This is a genomic window from uncultured Anaerococcus sp., assembly GCF_947253225.1.
GTDB lineage: Bacteria > Bacillota > Clostridia > Tissierellales > Peptoniphilaceae > Anaerococcus.
Genome location: NZ_CAMXYR010000004.1, coordinates 14,819 through 33,425 on the forward strand (window position 1 = coordinate 14,819; position 18,607 = coordinate 33,425).

An 18,607-nucleotide genomic window follows, 5' to 3' on the forward strand; every position below is an offset into this window, starting at 1 on the left:
TTATATTAAGAACCTTCGTTCATTTTAACTATTGGTTTCTTGCCATTTGTTAAATTAATGGAAGAAACATCTTGGCCCTTACTTTCTATATCCTTTAATATTGAATCTAGTAGTCCAAGCTTGTAAGAACTTTCTTTGAGGCTACCAAAATCAACTCGTATATCTTTTACTATTATACCAATATGCGACTTGTTTTCAAAATTTAATTCACTAATCAAATCAACATAAGAAGTATCCTTTACTCTATTAATAAATTCAATTATTTCCTTATCATCCGTGAAGGCTTCCTTGACCTTATCATTGTAGGAATTAACCCTAATTTTAATCAAAGAATTTTCTAAACTTTCCGATGAATTTTGACTAGAAATTATCGTTTGTTTGTTTGAAACATATATATTCTTATTACCATTTTCTATTAGAAATTGTGGATATATTTCACTAACTTTTATTTTTAATATTTTCGGAAATTTCTTTTCTAACTTAGCACTTTCAATCATATCATTGTCAAGAAGCTTTTTCTCTTGCTTTTTGCTATTATAGAGGAGGATATTTTTTCCTATAGGATTTTCAATTTTCGATAGGATATCCGTATCCTGTATCCTATCATTACCATCTACATAAACTTGACTAATCTTAAAATATGGATGTCTCATGCAAGTTATGAATGTTACAAAAAAAGCTATAAAAACCAAAAATCCTACGAATCTTTTATTAAAAATACTAGTTCTTTTTGTTTTTCTTCTAACTTTTCTACTAGCATTTGTTGGTTTCTTATCCCTGTGCCTTCTAGCCCTTCTTTCACTTGTTCTATTTTCCTTCATAGTTGACCAACTCCTTGATTACACCGAGTATCCTATCTCCTGCATCATTTGATGAAAGTTTCCAAGCATTTTCTCCCATGTGTTTTAACTTATTGGAATCAGAAACTATTTCTCTAATTTTTTGGTTAAGGATATCTCCCGTCAAATCTTTTTCCAAAATCATCTCCGATGCTCCATTATCGACGTAAGTTTGGGCGTTGAACTGTTGGTGGTTTTCAGTTGTATAAGATTTCGGAATTAGGATTGATGCCTTGCCTACTGAAGATATCTCAGAAAGACTCATCGCACCAGATGATGCTATAACCAAATCGCTTACTGCATAGAATAGGTCTATATTGTCAATATAGGAAAATACCTTAAGATAGGGATTATCTTTGCTTTCTTTGATAAAATCATCATAATATCTCGCCCCTGTCTGGTGGAGGAGATAATATGAGCCATCCATTATTTTGGATAGGTCCTTCACAGCCTCATTCATAAAGTAAGAACCATTACTTCCCCCAAAAGAAAATACAACAGGCCTGTCCTTTTTTATCCCCAATTTTTTTAAGTCTTTTTCGCTATAAGTTAACTTGAAATTAGTTCTTACGGGATTACCAGTTACTATAATATTATCCTTGTGTTTGAAGTGCTTTTCGGCTTCCTTATAAGAAATCAAAACTCGATCAACCTTATTTGAAAGAAACTTAGAAGCAATACCTGGATAGGAATTAGATTCATGAACTAGGCAGGGGATTTTTGCCCTACTAGCTTGATAGAGAATCGGAGCACATACATATCCTCCTGTACCTACCACAAGGTCTGGCTTATATTCTTTTATTATCTTCTTAGCCTTCCTAAAACCTTCCAAGTTTTTTACTAGAGCTTTAAATAATTTCTTGTTGATTCTTCTAGGAATACCCATCCCTGGTAGGTCTATGAACTTGTAGCCGTATTTTTTAGCAATGTTTTCCTCAGGGCCTCCCTTAATTCCTACATAAACTATTTCAGTATTACTTATTTCTTGTTCTAGCTTCTGGGCTATGGCTATGGCTGGATAAATATGCCCTCCAGTTCCACCACCTGAAATAATTACTCTCATTTACTCTTCCTTATCTCATGTTCCTTGACTTTACTTTTGAAATCCTCGCCCCTAAGCTCGAAATTCTTGTACATATCCCAAGAAGCACTTGCAGGCGATAGGAGGATCACATCATTTTCTACAGCATTTTCAAAAGAAACATCTACCGCCTCTTGCATATTGGCAACCTTTGTGTAAGAAACTCCATACTTTTGGCAAAGATTAATCAATATATCTGACGTTGCTCCCATAATCACCATTAGTTTACCATTTTTCTTAAAGGCCTTAACATAAGCTGTGTAGTCAATATGCTTGTTATAGCCACCAGCAATAATAATTATAGGATTGTTAAAGCTTTCTATAGCCTTAACGGAGCTATCTACATTAGTTCCCTTAGAGTCGTTGTATACCTTAACTCCATCAACACTTGTAACATATTCAAGCCTATGTTCGATAGACTTAAAAGTCTTTAAGGCTTTTGATATATCATCTATGCCAACGCCAAATAAATAGCAAGCAAGACTTGCTGCCATAACATTTTCATAATTGTGCTTGCCTATTACCAAAAGCTCATTAACATCAATAAGCTTATTTAGCTTCTTATCCTTTAAATATATACTTGTATCTTTTAGGAAAATACCTCTATCAACCTCTCTCATGGATGAAAATTTATAAACATTCGCCTTATAAGAATCCATATGGGAGGCTAGGATGGGATCTTCTTGGTTTATTATCAAAAAATCTTTGTTATCTTGATTTTTACTAATATTTAGCTTAGATGCTATGTAATCATCGAATGAACCATGCCAATCTATATGATCTTCTGTAATATTTGTAAGCACTCCTATATGAGGTTTGTAGGTTTTGGTATCATGAAGTTGGAAACTGGAAAGCTCACACACAAAAATCGAATCGGGATTCTCATACATTTGCCATAAGATGCCCTCTCCAATATTTCCTACAGAAATTGCCTTATAACCAGATTCATTTAAAATATGGCTTATCATAGATGTTGTCGAGGTTTTTCCGTTAGTTCCAGTTATTCCAATAATCTTAGCCTTCGGAAAAAGTCTAAATGATAATTCTATATCAGAAATAATCTCGTATTTTTTCTCTAGTCTTAAAACCATATCATCATGAGGAGGGATACCTGGAGATTTGACTACACATTCATAGGCAATGCTATCAATCTTCAAATCAGAAATAGGGCTATAGTCATAGCCCTCTAGTTGTTCAACTTTTGTTTTATTTTTATCGTAAGTATAAACTTCATAACCCATTTTTGCTAGAGTTTTAACTGAAGATATACCTGTTACTCCTAAACCATAAACTAAAATTTTTTTCATGCTAGTGCCGCCAATGTTATCATACACAAAATCACAGATACAACTGTGAATGCTACTACAATTTTCGCTTCCTTGTAACCTTTCAATTCAAAATGATGGTGGATTGGAGTCATAAGAAAAACTCTTTTTTTATTCCTATACCTATAGCTAGTTACTTGAATTATTACAGATAAGGTTTCAACCATATAAATTCCACCAAATATGACTAGATATATAGGTATCTTTAAAACTATAGCTAGACCAACAACTGCTCCACCTATAGCCATAGACCCAGTGTCTCCCATAAATACAGAGGCAGGATTTGAATTAAAGAATAAAAATCCTAGGAGAGTCCCCATCATAATATAGGAGAAAATCTCATTATCACTACCCTTGCCAAGTATAGCAAGGGTTACAAATACTGGTACAGATACACTCGCCAAAAGTCCATCCAAACCATCGGTTAGGTTGGTAGCATTGGTTGTTCCAACTATTATGAAAATCATTAGAGGAATCCCAAAAATACCTAGCTCTAAACTTGTATTTGTAAAGGGTATTTGAATAAGACCTATGCTATCCTTATCATTTATGTAGGCCATAGTTGTGATAATAATTGCTAGTACAAATTGTAAGACCAATTTCCCTTTTGGGCTTAATCCCTCGGATTGTTTTAGAACAAGCTTTCTAAAATCATCTATAAAGCCTATAGCCCCAAAGCCAAGCATTGATATTATTAGAATCAAATTGCCAAGGCTAAAGTCTAAAAAAATTAGCGATAAAACAAGACTGGCTATTATAAAGATAATACCACCCATCGTTGGTGTTCCAGCCTTTGCCAAGTGGCTTTGAGGGCCTACTTCTCTAATATTTTGACCTATTTTCTTTTTTTTGAGTATTGGCAGGATAAGCTCCCCAAGTCCCAAACTTACAAGTATGCTCAAAATAATTAATAAATAATTGTTCATATCTTAGTTCCTATCTACATTTAATTTGACAGTATTGTCCTTATCTCTATACACCATACCCAAATCCTCTAGGGCCTGCCTTTGGATTTTTTTGATATCAATGGCATTTTCAAGCTTTTGACTTAGCCTATCTCTTTGGAGTTCATAAGAAACAATATCCGCCTTTAATGTATTATACTCATATCGTCTGGCTTGCAAGGCTCTCATCTTAAAGAAAGAAGAAACAAGCATACAAGCAATTATGATAAAGGTAATTGTAGATAAGAACAACTTTAAATTCCTATCTCTTTTTCTAAGTTGAATGATTTTTTGGGCTTGTCGTTTTTTCCTATCATCCTTAACCCTTAGCCTAATTCTTTTTTTGTTGTTATTTTTTATCTTAGGTATTCTTTCTTCCATAATCATATCCTCTGACAAACTCTCAGTTTAGCTGGTTTTGCCCTCGAGTTTTCTTTGAGTTCTTTTTTGCTTGCAGTTATCGGCTTTCTCGTAACAACTTTAACTTTTGCCTTATGGTTGCACACACATACTGGAAATTCAGGCGGGCAAATACAAGCTGTTGCAAGATCTTTGAATTTATTTTTAACTATCCTATCTTCCAAGGAATGGAAAGTAATAATGGCAAGTCTTCCTCCAATATTCAAGCGGTCGACTACCTTATCTATTGTATTTTCAAGAACTTCAAGTTCTCTATTTACCTCTATTCTTAGGGCTTGAAACACTCTCTTTTCAGGATGAGTATCGGTCGACTTTATAGATTTCATTACAATATTTCGGAGTTTGAAAGTCGTATCAATTTTCGCATCTTGGCGATCCTTTACAATATTTTTTGCAATAAGTCTTGAGAATCTCTCCTCCCCATATTCAAAAAATATCTTCTCCAACTCATCCTGAGAGTATTCATTGACAATTTTTTCTGCTGTTAACTCATTTTCTCGGTTCATCCTCATATCCAATGGCCCGTCTTTCATGTATGAAAAACCTCTTTCGGCATTGTCAATTTGGTAAGAACTCACGCCAATGTCCATCAAAGCCCCATCTATATAATCATAGCCAAGCTCATCTAAAAGCTCGTCAAATCTTTCAAAATTGCTATTTACAAAAATAACATTCGAATAATCTTTTAGGTTTTCCTTGGCTGCTTCAATGGCTTCTTTATCCTGATCTACGGCAATTAGGATACCTTCGCTTGATAATTTTTCCAAAATCATCTTGGAATGGCCACCCTTACCTAGGGTCAAATCCACATAAATTCCGCAAGGCTTTATATTCAAATTTTCTATAGTTTCAGTTGCTATAACTGGTATATGTTCAAATTTCATATTATTCATCCATAATATCGGATAAATTCACCTCTACTTCATCAATGTAAGCTTGCCACCTATCCTTATCCCACAACTCTATTGTCGTGTTGTTGCCTATAATCATAGCTTCATCTACAATTCCGCTATAATCTCTCAGGTTTTTATTTAACAAAACTCTTCCTTGTTTATCAAGGCTAGTCTTGACAGTGGATGAGAAAAACAACCTTTTTATAGCTCTATTTTTTTTATTTTCATTTATCTTTTCATCAAGCCTTTGCGACTGTTTGACAAACTCTTCCTCTGTATAAATAACCAGAGAATTTTCTGGCCCCTTGGTGATGTAGAAATCATTAGTAAGGCTATCTCTAAACTCACTAGGCATCATTATTCTATTTTTAGAATCCAATTTGTGAGTAAATTCACCTAAAAACATTTTCTACCACCTTCTACCACTATCATCCACTTTATAATCATTTTATCCTATAATAAAGATATTTGCAACAAAAAAAGCCGACCAATCAGTCGACTAAAAATTTTAATTTGGGATAAAGACTCGCTAGTTATTGAAATCTTACCATCCTATCTTTTTTATCTTGTTTTTTGATTTTATTAAAATATGGTGGGAGATTATTTTTAGTAGCCCAAACGAATAAACAAATACCTATTAGAACATAGGCTATGCTCATAAGCTGAGCTGTTCTAAATGCTCCAATATAAAGCGAATCTGTCCTTAATCCTTCAACAAAGAATCTCAAAATTCCATAAGCTATGAAGTATATTGCACTTTGTTTACCCTTGGCAGGATTTTTCTTTCTATAATTTAATAAGATCAAGAAAATTAATACATCTCCTAGCGATTCATAGAGGAAGGTTGGATGAACCTTAACACCATCTATAATTATTCCCCAAGGAAGATTTGTTGGACCACCATGAGCTTCTGAATTAGCGAAATTGCCCCAACGACCTATTCCTTGAGCTAAGACTAGGGATGTAACCATAACATCCATCAAGTCAAGGAGAGGAATTTGTTTGTGTCTTGCATAGAAAAACAAGGCTAAGCCTCCAAAAACAACTCCACCATGGATAGCAAGACCTCCAGCCCTAAAGTTTAGGATTTGTGAAGGATTTAAGCCATAATAATCCCACTCGAAAATCACATACCAAAATCTCGCACCAAGTATTCCTATAGGAAGAACCACAAACAGAATATCGTAAACAAAGTCCTCATCAAACCCTCTTCGGACAAACTCTTTTTTGGCAAATTGAGATGCGATTACAATTCCAGAAATTATTATCAGAGCATACCAATATATGGCTATACCGAAAATCCTAAAGGCTACAGGATTAATATTAAATTCCATATTTATGCCTCGCTTGAATCATCCCAATTTGAGTAAACTTCTTGGACATCGTCATTATCTTCCAAAGTATCTATTAACTTGGCAAGCTTGGCCACTTGATTTTCATCAGCAACTTTTATCATGTTTTGGGCGAGGTAGGAAATGTCAGCACTTTCTATCTTATAGCCCGCTTGCTTTAATTTATCATGGCAGTCATTGAAGCTTTGAACGTCAGTAATGGCTTCAAAAAATTCTCCCATTTCCTTAACATCTTCACATCCTGCATCAAGGGCATCCATCATAAATTCATCGAAGTCTTTTCCACTGCTATCTACGATTATATCTCCCTTCCTATCAAACATAAACATAACTGACCCATCAGTTCCGAGATTTCCACCATTCTTATCAAAAGCGTGTCTTACATCAGGAGCCGTTCTATTTTTATTATCTGTTAAGCAGTCAACAATTACAGCTACTCCACCTGGACCATATCCTTCATAGATAACTCTAACAAAATTATCAGAAGCATCATCTCCAGCAGCTTTTTTAATAGCTCTTTCTATGTTATCATTTGGCATATTGTCAGCCTTAGCCTTTTCGATTGCTGTTTTTAGTGATGGATTGTAATCAGGGTTGCCACCGCCTTCTTTGGCAGCTACTGTAATATTTCTAGCATGCTTTGTAAAAATCTTACCCTTCTTGGCATCTTCTGAGCCTTTTTTGTTTTTAATCTTACTCCATTTATTATGTCCTGACATATTTCCTCCTACTTGTTTTCAAATAACATAACACTTTCTGTGTTATTGATTGTTATATTGGCACTGGTTAAATCTATTAAATCTTTCTTGAAGTTTGTATAATGGTCACTTCTGACATATAGACGCACTCTAACTTCATCCGTAAAATTTTTATCAATTATCATAAACTTATTTTCGTTCAAATAATTTTCAATAAGACCCAATACCGTATATGAATGAATTAATTCTACTACAAAATACTCTCTCTTACAAACTACATTTGGTGAAATTGTATCGGATACCCCTCTTGAATATGCCCTTACAAGTCCGCCTTTGCCCAAAAGTTTGCCACCAAAGTATCTAGTTACAACAACTACTACATTCCTAACCCCTTCTTTCTCTAGGACTGAAAGCATGGGAAGGCCTGCCGAGCCTTGAGGTTCTCCATCATCTGAATACCTTTTTATTTCAGGCAGGTCATTAATAATATAGGCGTAGCAATTGTGAGTGGCTTGTTTATGAAGGTCATTGATTTTTCCAATAAAGGAAAGAGCTTCTTCTTCTGTTTCAACAAAGCTTGCACTTGTGATAAATCTCGATTTTTCTTCCTCAAACTCAGAATTTATCTCACCCTCTATGGTTCTATAATTTTTCAATATATCGGTCATACTTGGCGTAGTCCTCTTTACTAATCTCTAGCTTTAGCTTACTACCTTCACCATCATAGGCTCTTTCTAATATATCGTAATTGCTCATAATGTAATCCATTACATTTCCCTTAGAAAAGGGAATGTGCATTTCTACAAGGTAGTAGTCCTCCTTAATCATAGAAACAATCTTTTCCTTTAACCTCTCTAGGTCCTCATCCTTGTGGGCTGATATATAAATTTTTTCACTATTTCTCTTATATAAACTTACTGCTAGATCATCACATACCCTATCCATCTTATTAAAAACATAAAGAATTTCTTTCTGTCCAATGTCTATATCCTTTAGAGAGTTTTCTATTGTATGGATTTGATGGTCGATATTGTGGGATGAGTCAATTACAATTAATAACATATCAGCAAACCTAACTTCATCCAAAGTTGTAAGGAAAGAATCGTTAAGTTCGGCTGAAAGGTTATCTATGAAGCCTACAGTATCTGTTAAGGTTACCTTTGTATTAGAAAAATCTAGCCTTCTTGTTGATGTATCAAGAGTAGCAAAAAGAAGGTCGTCTGAATATACGAACTTTTCCTCACCAAAAAGCTTCAACATTCCATTAAGGATAGTTGACTTTCCAGCATTAGTGTATCCTACTAGAGAAATGTTGTGGATGTCTTTTCTAGCTTGTCTATTGATTCTTTTAGTTTTTTCCACGTCTTTGAGAGCTTTTTCGAGAGATTTAATATCTCTAATAATAGCACGCTTATCAGTTTCAAGCATGGTCTCTCCTGGCCCTCTTGTACCAATCCCTCCTGCTTGCCTAGAAAGATAAGAAAACCACTTATTTATCCTTGGAAGTTGATATTTTAATTGAGCGAGTTTTATCTTTAATCTTGACTCTTTTGTGTTGGCTCTCATGGCGAAAATATCTAAAATTAAAGTAGTCCAATCCACAACATGAAGTTTCATCTCCTCTTCTAAGTTGTATAATTGACTAGCAGACAATTCCACATCAAAAATAACCGTATCTATTTCATTTTTTTGAGCAAGATCCATTATCTCTTCCACCTTGCCCTTGCCTATATAATATCTCGGATTAACCTTGGCTATATTTTGAGAAACGTAGGCAACTGTTTCTCCACCTGCTGTATTTATTAAAGATTCTAATTCATAAATCTTATTATCAAGGTCATCATCCTTGTTTAATACATTTACTTGTATAACTTTCTGCATAAACATCCTTTCTATTTTGATTATACGACTTTAAAGTCAATTATAAAAGTTAATAAATGTGGAAGTATTTACTTAAAAATGATAAAATGATATTATCTATAATAATATGAAAAAAACATGGAGGCATTATGCATAAAAAACTTGCCACCCTTGTTGGGAAAATAATACTTGTTGTAATATTATTTGTAGCAGGTCTTGGAGTAGTTTTTGCTGGCATGATTGGGGGAGCTGTTGTAGAAGTAATGAAAACTGCTCCAGCTATTGATGCTAATAGCATAAAGTACGAAATGAGCCAAAACTCAACAATTGTGGATGAAAATGGAAAAGAAGTCGATTCGATAGCTACAAGCGAATACAGGCAGATAGTGGACTATAAAGACATACCAGACAATTTAAAAAATGCATTTGTCGCAGTAGAGGATGAAAGATTTTATAAACACAATGGTATTGATCCCCTATCTATCATTGGGTCAGCCTTTGAAAATATGAAGGCAGGTTCTATTGTAAGAGGAGGATCTACAATAACTCAACAGCTTGCACGAAACACCTATCTTTCTAATGACCAAACTTTTGAAAGAAAAATAAAGGAAATTTATCTAGCCCTTGAAATAGAGAAATACTTAGATAAGGATGAAATCCTTGGGGCCTACTTAAATAGAGTATTCATGGGTCAAAACTCTTATGGAGTCGAAGCTGCAGCCAAAACTTATTTTAATAAGGATGTCAAAGATTTAAACCTTGCTCAATGTGCATCTCTTGCAGGCATTGTTCAATCACCATCCGAAAACTCCCTCTATAAGTCTATAAGGACAAGTGAAATAACTGATCAAAGAGTCTTGGGAGAATTTTCTATTGATGGAACAAAATATTCAGCCGTTTACAACGAGGCTCCTTTCAAGAGAGAAGAGTATGTACTTCAAAAAATGCTTGAAAACAAGTACATAACAAAAGACCAATACGACCAAGCTATAGGCTTTGATGTTGCTAAAACTGTTGAACCAGCCGAAAGAGCAAGTTCCAATATTGCTAGCTACTTTAACTCACTTTTGGAAAAACAAGTTGTAAAAAAATTGACTCAGATTTTAAATATTTCCGAAAATCAAGCTTGGGACAAGCTCTATTATGGTGGACTTAAGATTACTACAACCGTTGACAAGAACATTCAAAACCAACTGGAAGATATTTACAATGATTTTTCAAGCTATCTTGTTGGAAATTCAAAAGGAGTTGGCTATGCACCACTTCTTGACTTGGCATATGACAATTGGGGAAATATCGTAAACTCAAGTGGATCCTTAATATATTATAAAAAATCCAATATCTTGGATGACAATAATAACGTCTACTTAAATTCCGCAGAAGCCTGGTATGATGATAATGGCAATATTGTTATTTCCTCAAATAAAGCGAGCCTTAATCAAACTAAGTTGGTCTTCAAAGATTTCTATAGTCTTGATGAGGAAAATTCTAACCTTAGAACTCATAGAACTGGCGTTATTGAATTTAGCTCTAACGAAGATATCTATGCTGATGCTGATGCTAATATTGTAATAACTAAAAATTACCTTGATAAGAATTCCAATATTCTTATAAGCAATAACGATGGTTCCTTCTCAGTAAACAAGGATTTCTATGATATAGACTTAAATGGAGTTATCCAACCCCAATCGTCTGCTGTAGTTATGGACCAAAAGACTGGACAAATCAAAGCAATAATGGGAGGTCGTAACCAAGAGGGTATAAACATCTTGGATAGGGCAAGTGCTGTACCAAGACAACCTGGTTCATCCATTAAGCCAATAGCAACCTATACCCCAGCTCTTGATAATGGATTTAACCTTGCAACTGGTGTTGATGACGTTCCATTTGAGCTTAATGAAGAAGACCAACCATGGCCAAAGAATGTTTATGACTACTACATGGGAGTTACTCCTATAAGAGATGCTATCAAGATGAGTATTAACACAATAGCTGTAAAAACTCTCGATAAGGTCGGCATAGACAAGAGTAAGGAATACTTGAAAAACTTTGGAATTATCAGAGAAGATGGTGATGATTCTTTCGTTACAAAAGAAGAAAATAAGGATACCAACGACGAGAACCTTGCTGCTATGGGTCTTGGTGCAATGAGTCATGGACTTACAAACTTAGATATGACTGCAGCTTTTGCATCGCTTGCTAATAATGGTAAATATAACGAGCCTTTGACTTTCTCAAAAATTGAGGATGCTCAAGGAAAAGTTATATTTGAACAGAAACAAGCTATAAAACATGAGGTTACAAGTCCTGAAACTGCTTATCAAATCACCTCCGCCCTACAAACTGCTGGAGAGTATTATGGAAATATATATCTCCATGGTATAGATTTTGCTACCAAAACTGGTACAACAGACAACAATACAGACTTTTGGTGCGTAGGGTACACTCCTTACTACACAGTTGGATTCTGGATGGGTGCTGACAATCAAAATATCAAATTAAATAGTAACAGTATTGATAGAGCAGCCTTCATGTGGAATAAAATCAACAGTCAAATCCTTGATGGTTATGAAGAAAAATCTTTTGATGAGCCTGATGGAATTAAGCACATGGAAGTAGATACAATAAGTGGTAAACTTCCAACAGATGCTTCCAGAGGAGACTATAGAGGTACTGTAAAAGAAGAAATTTTTGGTCCAAAAAATTATCCTAAAGAGGAAGACGACATCCACCAATGGGCTTATATCGACTCAAGAAATAATCTTTTGGCAAGTGATGTTACCCCAAAATTCTTAATACAAAATAGGTCTGTAATGGTTCTAAAGGATGAATACGATCCTAATAAGTTCCACGGAGTTTATCCAAGAGACTGGGCTTATAGGATGCCAAAAGCCTACTCAACCCTTGTTTATGTAGCTCCAAAAGAAGACGAAAAAGACAAAGACAAGAAGGATAAGGACAAGGATAAAGACAAAGATAAGGATAAGGATGGTAAAGATAAGGATGACTCTACAGGTTCATCCAGTGAAAGCAGTGATAAATCACAATCTTCAAGTTCTTCATCTGGGTTTAATGAATAAATAAGATTATAACTAAAAATGAAAAATAAAAACTTCCAAGCTAGAGGTAAACTCAAGCTTGGAAGTTTTTTTACTTATCAGTATTATTATTTTTTTGAATTTGTTATCTTACCAACAACAAATAAAAGGATAACCGCACCAATTACAGCATAAATTATCTGTGAAAATACTCCACTAGCTGCTGAATTAAATAATTTCATAAATAGCCAGTTACCTATACCTCCACCGAGTACACCTACTATAACATTAGCAAGACCACCCATTTGAGCATCTCTTCCCATGATTTTACTTGCTATCCATCCTGCGATTGCTCCAATTATGATTGAAGCTATAATTCCATATTGTCCCATAATATCTCCTTTCAGATAATTACATATAATCTTTTATTAATCTTATATTATATTTATATCCATATTTTTTATTTTCAAACATTTTTCTAAAGTGAGAGTACAATATAGGTAGCGTTACAATAATAAAAGTACCTAGTTGTAATATATTACTTGGAGGTAAAAATGAATGATATAAGTATTTTGATAGTTGAAGATGAAAAAAGTATTTCAGATATAGTAAAAAAATATTTACAAAAAGATGGCTACAAGGTTTTTCAGGCCTTTGATGGTCAACAAGCCTTAGACCTTTTTGATAAGGAAGAAATAGACCTTGTGATTCTTGACCTTATGCTTCCTAAGATTTCTGGTGAAGAGGTGATTAAGGATATTAGAAATAAGTCAAAAGTACCAGTAATTATTACTTCTGCTAAGGTTGAAGAACTTGATAGGATTAATGGTCTAAGACTTGGAGCTGATGATTATGTAACCAAACCTTTTTCTACAAAAGAGCTTGTAGAAAGAGTTAAGGCAGTTCTAAGAAGAATTGAAAAATACAATATACCAAGAGCTGATATCATAAGAACTAACGATGGTAGGCTTTTAATGGACTTAAAGTACAACAGGTTCCTTAAAGATGGAGAAGAAGTTTTCCTTACAAAAAACGAATTTTCAATAATCAAGACTCTTTTTTCTAGTCCAAACAAAATTTTCACTAGAGATGAGATAATCGAGCTAACCTTTGGCCTTGACTATGATGCCTACGATAGAGCGATCGACACCCATATCAAAAACATCAGACAAAAAATCGAGGATAATCCTAAAAAGCCTCAATATATCAAGACAATTTATGGAATGGGCTATAAGTCTGGTGGAGTAGATGACCTCATTAAAGAATAAACTAATAAAGAACTTTATTGCTGGTATTCTTGCCTGTATTCTCATTTTTTCAATCCTAATCACTCTTTTTGTAACTATCAAGTATAGCGACCTTTTGAAGGTTGTTGATGATAAGAAACCAAATTTGATTAGTGAATGGTTCATTCGTTTGAATAATGATGAAAATATTACAACTGATATGATGTGGGACTACTTGGAAGATTTAGCCTACCAGCAAAATGTAAATATAAAATATTTTGATGATAGAGGAAATTTAGTCAAATACGTTAGAAAGATGGATGATAGTTATTCAGGAGAAATCAACAGAAAATATTACAATATATTTAACCCTGTAAAAAAAACTGAGGCTGGTAGGATTGTTGTTGAATACTCGACCGATTCAACAACAGTAAATAGGCTTCATGATGACTTCACCCAAGCGGTAAGTTATTCCATCATCCTATCTCTTATAGTTGGATCTGTAATAGCTGTGATTCTTTCTATGAATATTTCAGAACCCATTATTAAAATTAATGACTTCACAATAAAGATGAAGGAAGGAATATATGAAAATATGGGCTCAGATGACTCTGATATCAAGGAGATTCAAAATCTACACGATAATATCAACTTTCTCTCTAAGTCCCTAGCTAGGCAAGAAGAAATCAGAAAAAAGTATGCCCAAGATATTTCCCACGAACTAAGGACTCCCCTAACAAACTTAAAGCTATCTATTGAGGCCTTGGGTGATGGGATGATGCCTTTGAATGAAGAAACTATCCAAAGTTTAGACCTTGAGATTAACAGACTCCAATCTCTAATTGAAGGACTTAAAAACTCTTTCAACGAAAGTGTAGCTAATGATAAATTAAACTTGGAAGAGGTAAACATTTCAGACCTACTAAATGGAATCCTACAAGGATTTTATGGGAATTTCTTAAATAGAAATATCCTAATTACCAAGGATATTTGTGATGAAGTCTACATGATAACTGACAGGACAAAGTTTTTGCAGATTATTCAAAATCTTTTGACCAATGCAATCAAGGCTATTGATAGGGATGGACATATTGATGTTTGTCTTGTTGAAACAAGCAAAAATATAATAGTTAAGATTACTGATAATGGAATAGGCATAGATGAGGATCTAATTCCTATGATTTTTGAGAGATTTTATAGGATTGATGATTCCAGAAATACTAAGACCAATGGCGTGGGTCTTGGTCTTTCTATAAGCAAAAACTTCATGGAAGCCTTGAATGGTAAAATTGATGTGAAAAGTAAGAAAAATGTCGGAACTAGCTTCTCCCTTTCCTTCGACAAGTAGATGAGGATATAATGCGAATGAGCAGAAGAAATAGAAAAAAAAGCGAGATTAGAATTGTCAAAAATAAAAGAAACAGAAGACCTCTAAGCAGGAAAGCTCGCCTAAGAAGGCAAAGGATTTATAGGAGAAGAAGGATTATGGTTCTTCTAATCTTTCTGCTTATATTAGTTCTTCCTAGCAAGTTAATAATTAGTAAGCTTACTAGCTACTCAGTGAAGGGTTATCCTTCCTTTAGAGATGAAGTTCTTGAAGGTATTACACAGAATATCTTTGTTTCAGATACAGACGGGAGAAGTTTGACTAGTGCTGAAAAACTCGCCGACTTTGACAAAGTCTATGAAAATATAGCTAGGAACTATCCAGTTACTAGGGAAAATCATGAAAGGTTTTCTGCCTACATGAAAAGCAAAGATTCTTTTACAAAAAGGATAAAAAATTCCAAAACTGACCAAGATTTTTTTGACTTACTCGATGAAAACATTAGCCAACTACAAGATAACTATAGTTTTGTCCTCGGCAAAGATTCTTATACAAGTCTTTTTAACTATTATAGAAATAAGAAAAATTCTCCTAAGGCAAAGATCCTTGGTAATGATCAGGCAGTTGACAGGTATGGTAGGATGATAAATAGGGAAAGAGTAAAAAAGGAGATGACCATTAATTCATCCTCAGCAAATACCCTGATAGTTCGTCTGCCGGATTTTTCTATAAATAAATTAAATGATGATATTAATAAAATCTCTAGTGAGTTGGATAAGGGCAACATTAGCTCTATAGTCTTTGATTTATCTGACAATACTTCGATTGACCACGCCTATGTAAATGAATTTATCTCCTACTTCTTAACTAAGGACTATGATAAAAAAAGTCTATATTTTTATAGAGGACGGCTCTTTGAGCAAAGTTTAGATGAAATCAAAGATAACAAAGATAGTCTTTATAAGACTAACAAAGTCAAAAATCTAGCTAGAAAATATAAGGATAAGGTAGATAAGTTCGATGTGAAAAACTTCCAATACTATGACCAAGTCGAACTTTCCATAAAAAGGAAAAACAACTTTAGGAAAAGAAACCTCTATATTCTTACCAATGAAAATACGTCAAATGAAGCTATAAGATTTGCAAGTATCTTAAAGAGTCAAGGTGCTTTCACCATCAAAAATGGACTAGATTCTAGCAAAAGCAAGGTTGATAAGGTAAAGGAAATGCCTGCTGATTTCATAGTTCTCGACCATTCTGGACTGGTTGTATCTCTCTTGTCATCTGTAAGCGTTGATGAAGATAAGTACCTAGACTATGACCACAGGATTAATTCAGAAAATCCTGACAAAGAGATTCTAAAGCTCATAAAATAATTATTATTAAGATAAACTCGGAAGAAATACTCATAAGCTCTTCCGAGTTTTTGTTTGTCTTATCTCCTATTTTAGCAAGAAAAAAGCCTTTGGGTTAACCCAAAGACTCTATACTTATTTTCTAACAAATTCTTTAGCTTTTCTTTCACCAAGTTTTCCTGCATAAGCAGATACAACTAGGGCAATAACTAGACCGAGAAATACAAGAATTGAACCAACTGATGCCTTTGTGGATGCTTTGTCTGCACCTTCCTTAACATTTTCAACTGTTTGGTCAATTTCCTTATTAGCCTTACTTGAAAGTTTTGAAATTTCCTCAGAAGCCTTATCTAAAGATTCTTCTGCAGATTTTGAAGCTTCCTTGAGACCATCATAGATGTTTTGAGAAACTTGACTCGCTTCATCTTGGCTTAATTGGGTATTATTGGCAAGGGCATTGTCTATTGCATCTTTATCAGCTGAATCAGCAATTTTCTTTGCTTTTTCTGATAGTGAATTTGTTAATTTTTCTATAATTTTGTCAGATTCACTTGGATTCAATGCAATATCCTTTACAGCTTGGGTAATTTCATCTCTTGATTCTTGAAGTTGACCTTCAATGTAATCAGGTTTAAGTTCAGGAACATCAGTATCGGTAAGGTATTGTTCAACCTCGCTTTGAAGTTGTTTTGTATCTACGTCAGCAATTGATGAGCCAGCTTTTTCTAGTCCTGCACTGACAGCATCAGATGCTACATTCGCAACATTTCCTGCTGCATTTCCAGCTGTACTTACTACTGAAGTAAATACATTTCCTGCTAAGCCTAAGGCAGAAGCAACTGCATTAAAGATTAGAGTGAAAAGCAAGAGGATGGTTAGAGCCCATGTGATTGCACCATGAAGTAGACCAGTTGATCTTGCAGAATATCCCGCAATAAAACCACCAGCACAGAATGAAAGAACTAGGGTAATTATCGTCCAAATACCTGTTCCAATTCCAACTCCACTCAAAGGATCAGAACTTTGTGGTGAAAATAGTCCAAATCCTAGGGCTGCTGTAAGTAGGCTTAGGACTGTAAATACCGCTGCTGCAGAAACTGCCCCCGCAAAAATTGAAGCCCATGATAAATTTTTTCCTGCTTGAAGTGAGCTTGTTGTTTGTTCATAAACAAGTGGTTCTTCTACTCTTTTTTTATTTTTATCTGTCATTTTTCCTCCTTATAATAACACAAAAATAAATATTCGTTTTGTCGAATAAAATCTAGCAATTTATTTGCTTGATATAATGTATATACCCAATAAATTAAATATTACTCATTTTTATTATTTTCTTCTTGCCTAGTTACAATTTCTTCCAACATATCTCGACCCTTTTGCATCTTTTTAATATTTTTTATATCCAAAATAAGGACATTTTCCCTAATCAAGTCTTCCCTATTCTCATCACTCAAAAAAGAAGAATTTATAATAAGAACAGGTCTTAGGTCAGAATCAATTCCTTGAATTTTTCCAATCATATCCCTAACAAAATCTCTTGACATAATCTCCCTAAAGTCAAAAGTCTTAACTTCTATAGCAAAACGCTTATTACCCTTTCTGGCATATAGGTCGAACCTGTGCGACCTTTGATATTTTTCCTCATAGACTTCAACCTTATAGGAGCATCTTCTAAAGGCTGTCGCAATAAGTTTTTCATTAGTGAAATCTTCATTAATTTTTCTTAAAGCCTTCAAAAGACCACTTGGATTTATCTTAAAAATCCCCTTATAATCAGTTTTATCTCCAATTTTTTTTACATCAAAACCTATTACCAAATCATCTATTACATTGAAGTTCCCGTGGGCTATAGCATTTCTAACATGCCTTAGGAGAGCCATTGTCTTTGTTTCATCATTGTCAGCTAGGGTCATGATTAATTTTTGCTCATCAACCCTCACCTCTCCCCTAAAAAATTTGACCAAGTTCGCTTTAATTTCTTCTGTTATAAGGATATCCTCATCTCTAATATTCATCTGCTCCATAATTTCTGTAAAAATATAGGTATCATAAAAAGGATTTAGCAGAAGATCGTTTACTCTAGCTTGCTCTGAGGAAATATTTGGCACATACCACAAGAGCATTTTGATCGCCTCATCAAGGTCGTTGGTTAGCCTTATAGGAACCTCCTTGTGCATTATGGAAAACTGCCTAGTAGGACCCTTTGAATTTATTTCAAACTTTTCTGTAATTTTCATTATTCAATCCTTTCA

Annotated in this window: 18 protein-coding genes; 4 read left to right on the top strand and 14 right to left on the bottom strand. The window is 34.2% G+C overall.

Annotated features, from left to right (window positions below; all coding sequences use genetic code 11):
* Nucleotides 1-5: 5 nt before the first annotated feature.
* The 11 genes from Q0W95_RS01065 to hflX form a co-directional block, all read right to left on the bottom strand.
* On the bottom strand, nucleotides 6-821 hold the full coding sequence (locus Q0W95_RS01065) for an FtsQ-type POTRA domain-containing protein (RefSeq protein ID WP_297788755.1): 816 nt from the start codon (nucleotides 819-821) through the stop codon (nucleotides 6-8).
* Nucleotides 808-1,902: an undecaprenyldiphospho-muramoylpentapeptide beta-N-acetylglucosaminyltransferase gene (gene murG, locus Q0W95_RS01070; protein WP_297788758.1), complete on the bottom strand. Its 1,095-nt coding sequence runs from the start codon at nucleotides 1,900-1,902 to the stop codon at nucleotides 808-810. The genes Q0W95_RS01065 and murG overlap by 14 nt, the downstream gene beginning before the upstream one ends.
* Nucleotides 1,899-3,227 (bottom strand): UDP-N-acetylmuramoyl-L-alanine--D-glutamate ligase, encoded by a 1,329-nt coding sequence (gene murD / locus Q0W95_RS01075; RefSeq protein ID WP_297788761.1) that lies wholly within the window; start codon nucleotides 3,225-3,227, stop codon nucleotides 1,899-1,901. The genes murG and murD overlap by 4 nt, the downstream gene beginning before the upstream one ends.
* On the bottom strand, nucleotides 3,224-4,171 hold the full coding sequence (mraY, locus tag Q0W95_RS01080) for a phospho-N-acetylmuramoyl-pentapeptide-transferase (RefSeq protein ID WP_297788765.1): 948 nt from the start codon (nucleotides 4,169-4,171) through the stop codon (nucleotides 3,224-3,226). Before mraY ends, murD begins: the two co-directional genes overlap by 4 nt.
* Before the next feature lie 3 nt (nucleotides 4,172-4,174).
* Nucleotides 4,175-4,570, bottom strand: a complete 396-nt coding sequence (locus Q0W95_RS01085; RefSeq protein ID WP_297788768.1) for a hypothetical protein — start codon at nucleotides 4,568-4,570, stop codon at nucleotides 4,175-4,177.
* Between the two features lie 2 nt (nucleotides 4,571-4,572).
* The gene (gene rsmH, locus Q0W95_RS01090) at nucleotides 4,573-5,493 is read right to left on the bottom strand and encodes a 16S rRNA (cytosine(1402)-N(4))-methyltransferase RsmH (RefSeq protein WP_297788771.1); all 921 of its coding nucleotides are present in this window, start codon (nucleotides 5,491-5,493) and stop codon (nucleotides 4,573-4,575) included.
* 1 nt (nucleotide 5,494) lies between these two features.
* A complete protein-coding gene (mraZ, locus tag Q0W95_RS01095; RefSeq protein WP_297788774.1) occupies nucleotides 5,495-5,908 on the bottom strand; it encodes a division/cell wall cluster transcriptional repressor MraZ in 414 nt (137 codons plus the stop codon).
* A 127-nt stretch (nucleotides 5,909-6,035) separates the two neighbouring features.
* Nucleotides 6,036-6,836 carry a prolipoprotein diacylglyceryl transferase gene (lgt, locus tag Q0W95_RS01100; RefSeq protein ID WP_297788777.1) on the bottom strand — a complete coding sequence of 267 codons (801 nt, stop codon included), beginning with the start codon at nucleotides 6,834-6,836 and terminating at the stop codon, nucleotides 6,036-6,038.
* A gap of 2 nt (nucleotides 6,837-6,838) precedes the next feature.
* Complete coding sequence (locus Q0W95_RS01105; RefSeq protein WP_297788780.1) at nucleotides 6,839-7,573, bottom strand: YebC/PmpR family DNA-binding transcriptional regulator; 735 nt, start codon at nucleotides 7,571-7,573, stop codon at nucleotides 6,839-6,841.
* An 8-nt stretch (nucleotides 7,574-7,581) separates the two neighbouring features.
* Nucleotides 7,582-8,220: a YigZ family protein gene (locus Q0W95_RS01110; RefSeq protein ID WP_297788783.1), complete on the bottom strand. Its 639-nt coding sequence runs from the start codon at nucleotides 8,218-8,220 to the stop codon at nucleotides 7,582-7,584.
* Entirely contained in the window at nucleotides 8,195-9,433 is a 1,239-nt protein-coding gene (gene hflX, locus Q0W95_RS01115) for a GTPase HflX (protein ID WP_297788786.1), read from the bottom strand. Before hflX ends, Q0W95_RS01110 begins: the two co-directional genes overlap by 26 nt.
* 128 nt (nucleotides 9,434-9,561) lie before the next feature.
* Here hflX and Q0W95_RS01120 point away from each other — a divergent pair, with 128 nt between their 5' ends.
* The gene (locus Q0W95_RS01120) at nucleotides 9,562-12,492 is read left to right on the top strand and encodes a transglycosylase domain-containing protein (protein WP_297788790.1); all 2,931 of its coding nucleotides are present in this window, start codon (nucleotides 9,562-9,564) and stop codon (nucleotides 12,490-12,492) included.
* An 86-nt stretch (nucleotides 12,493-12,578) separates the two neighbouring features.
* Here the strand turns inward: Q0W95_RS01120 and Q0W95_RS01125 are convergent, their stop codons facing one another.
* The gene (locus tag Q0W95_RS01125) at nucleotides 12,579-12,842 is read right to left on the bottom strand and encodes a GlsB/YeaQ/YmgE family stress response membrane protein (RefSeq protein ID WP_297788793.1); all 264 of its coding nucleotides are present in this window, start codon (nucleotides 12,840-12,842) and stop codon (nucleotides 12,579-12,581) included.
* Nucleotides 12,843-13,004: 162 nt separating this feature from the next.
* On the opposite strand from Q0W95_RS01125, the gene Q0W95_RS01130 reads away from it, so the two are divergent.
* From Q0W95_RS01130 to Q0W95_RS01140, 3 genes are read left to right on the top strand one after another with little or no spacing between them, the layout of a single operon-like run.
* The gene (locus Q0W95_RS01130) at nucleotides 13,005-13,718 is read left to right on the top strand and encodes a response regulator transcription factor (RefSeq protein WP_297788796.1); all 714 of its coding nucleotides are present in this window, start codon (nucleotides 13,005-13,007) and stop codon (nucleotides 13,716-13,718) included.
* Complete coding sequence (locus Q0W95_RS01135) at nucleotides 13,699-15,024, top strand: HAMP domain-containing sensor histidine kinase (RefSeq protein WP_297788799.1); 1,326 nt, start codon at nucleotides 13,699-13,701, stop codon at nucleotides 15,022-15,024. The genes Q0W95_RS01130 and Q0W95_RS01135 overlap by 20 nt, the downstream gene beginning before the upstream one ends.
* A 17-nt stretch (nucleotides 15,025-15,041) precedes the next feature.
* Nucleotides 15,042-16,379, top strand: a complete 1,338-nt coding sequence (locus Q0W95_RS01140; RefSeq protein WP_297788803.1) for a S41 family peptidase — start codon at nucleotides 15,042-15,044, stop codon at nucleotides 16,377-16,379.
* Between the two features lie 114 nt (nucleotides 16,380-16,493).
* Here Q0W95_RS01140 and Q0W95_RS01145 read toward each other — a convergent pair whose 3' ends face one another.
* Together Q0W95_RS01145 and Q0W95_RS01150 are read right to left on the bottom strand one after the other, a co-directional pair.
* Entirely contained in the window at nucleotides 16,494-17,567 is a 1,074-nt protein-coding gene (locus Q0W95_RS01145) for a hypothetical protein (protein WP_297788806.1), read from the bottom strand.
* Between the two features lie 101 nt (nucleotides 17,568-17,668).
* Complete coding sequence (locus tag Q0W95_RS01150; RefSeq protein WP_297788809.1) at nucleotides 17,669-18,592, bottom strand: hypothetical protein; 924 nt, start codon at nucleotides 18,590-18,592, stop codon at nucleotides 17,669-17,671.
* Nucleotides 18,593-18,607 lie beyond the last annotated feature (15 nt).

Bases quoted from the DNA above. Each gene is read 5' to 3' on its own strand.
- Q0W95_RS01065 (WP_297788755.1), bottom strand. From the start codon at position 821: ATGAAGGAAAATAGAACAAGTGAAAGAAGGGCTAGAAGGCACAGGGAT.
- murG (WP_297788758.1), bottom strand. From the start codon at position 1,902: ATGAGAGTAATTATTTCAGGTGGTGGAACTGGAGGGCATATTTATCCA.
- murD (WP_297788761.1), bottom strand. From the start codon at position 3,227: ATGAAAAAAATTTTAGTTTATGGTTTAGGAGTAACAGGTATATCTTCA.
- mraY (WP_297788765.1), bottom strand. From the start codon at position 4,171: ATGAACAATTATTTATTAATTATTTTGAGCATACTTGTAAGTTTGGGA.
- Q0W95_RS01085 (WP_297788768.1), bottom strand. From the start codon at position 4,570: ATGGAAGAAAGAATACCTAAGATAAAAAATAACAACAAAAAAAGAATT.
- rsmH (WP_297788771.1), bottom strand. From the start codon at position 5,493: ATGAAATTTGAACATATACCAGTTATAGCAACTGAAACTATAGAAAAT.
- mraZ (WP_297788774.1), bottom strand. From the start codon at position 5,908: ATGTTTTTAGGTGAATTTACTCACAAATTGGATTCTAAAAATAGAATA.
- lgt (WP_297788777.1), bottom strand. From the start codon at position 6,836: ATGGAATTTAATATTAATCCTGTAGCCTTTAGGATTTTCGGTATAGCC.
- Q0W95_RS01105 (WP_297788780.1), bottom strand. From the start codon at position 7,573: ATGTCAGGACATAATAAATGGAGTAAGATTAAAAACAAAAAAGGCTCA.
- Q0W95_RS01110 (WP_297788783.1), bottom strand. From the start codon at position 8,220: ATGACCGATATATTGAAAAATTATAGAACCATAGAGGGTGAGATAAAT.
- hflX (WP_297788786.1), bottom strand. From the start codon at position 9,433: ATGCAGAAAGTTATACAAGTAAATGTATTAAACAAGGATGATGACCTT.
- Q0W95_RS01120 (WP_297788790.1), top strand. From the start codon at position 9,562: ATGCATAAAAAACTTGCCACCCTTGTTGGGAAAATAATACTTGTTGTA.
- Q0W95_RS01125 (WP_297788793.1), bottom strand. From the start codon at position 12,842: ATGGGACAATATGGAATTATAGCTTCAATCATAATTGGAGCAATCGCA.
- Q0W95_RS01130 (WP_297788796.1), top strand. From the start codon at position 13,005: ATGAATGATATAAGTATTTTGATAGTTGAAGATGAAAAAAGTATTTCA.
- Q0W95_RS01135 (WP_297788799.1), top strand. From the start codon at position 13,699: ATGACCTCATTAAAGAATAAACTAATAAAGAACTTTATTGCTGGTATT.
- Q0W95_RS01140 (WP_297788803.1), top strand. From the start codon at position 15,042: ATGAGCAGAAGAAATAGAAAAAAAAGCGAGATTAGAATTGTCAAAAAT.
- Q0W95_RS01145 (WP_297788806.1), bottom strand. From the start codon at position 17,567: ATGACAGATAAAAATAAAAAAAGAGTAGAAGAACCACTTGTTTATGAA.
- Q0W95_RS01150 (WP_297788809.1), bottom strand. From the start codon at position 18,592: ATGAAAATTACAGAAAAGTTTGAAATAAATTCAAAGGGTCCTACTAGG.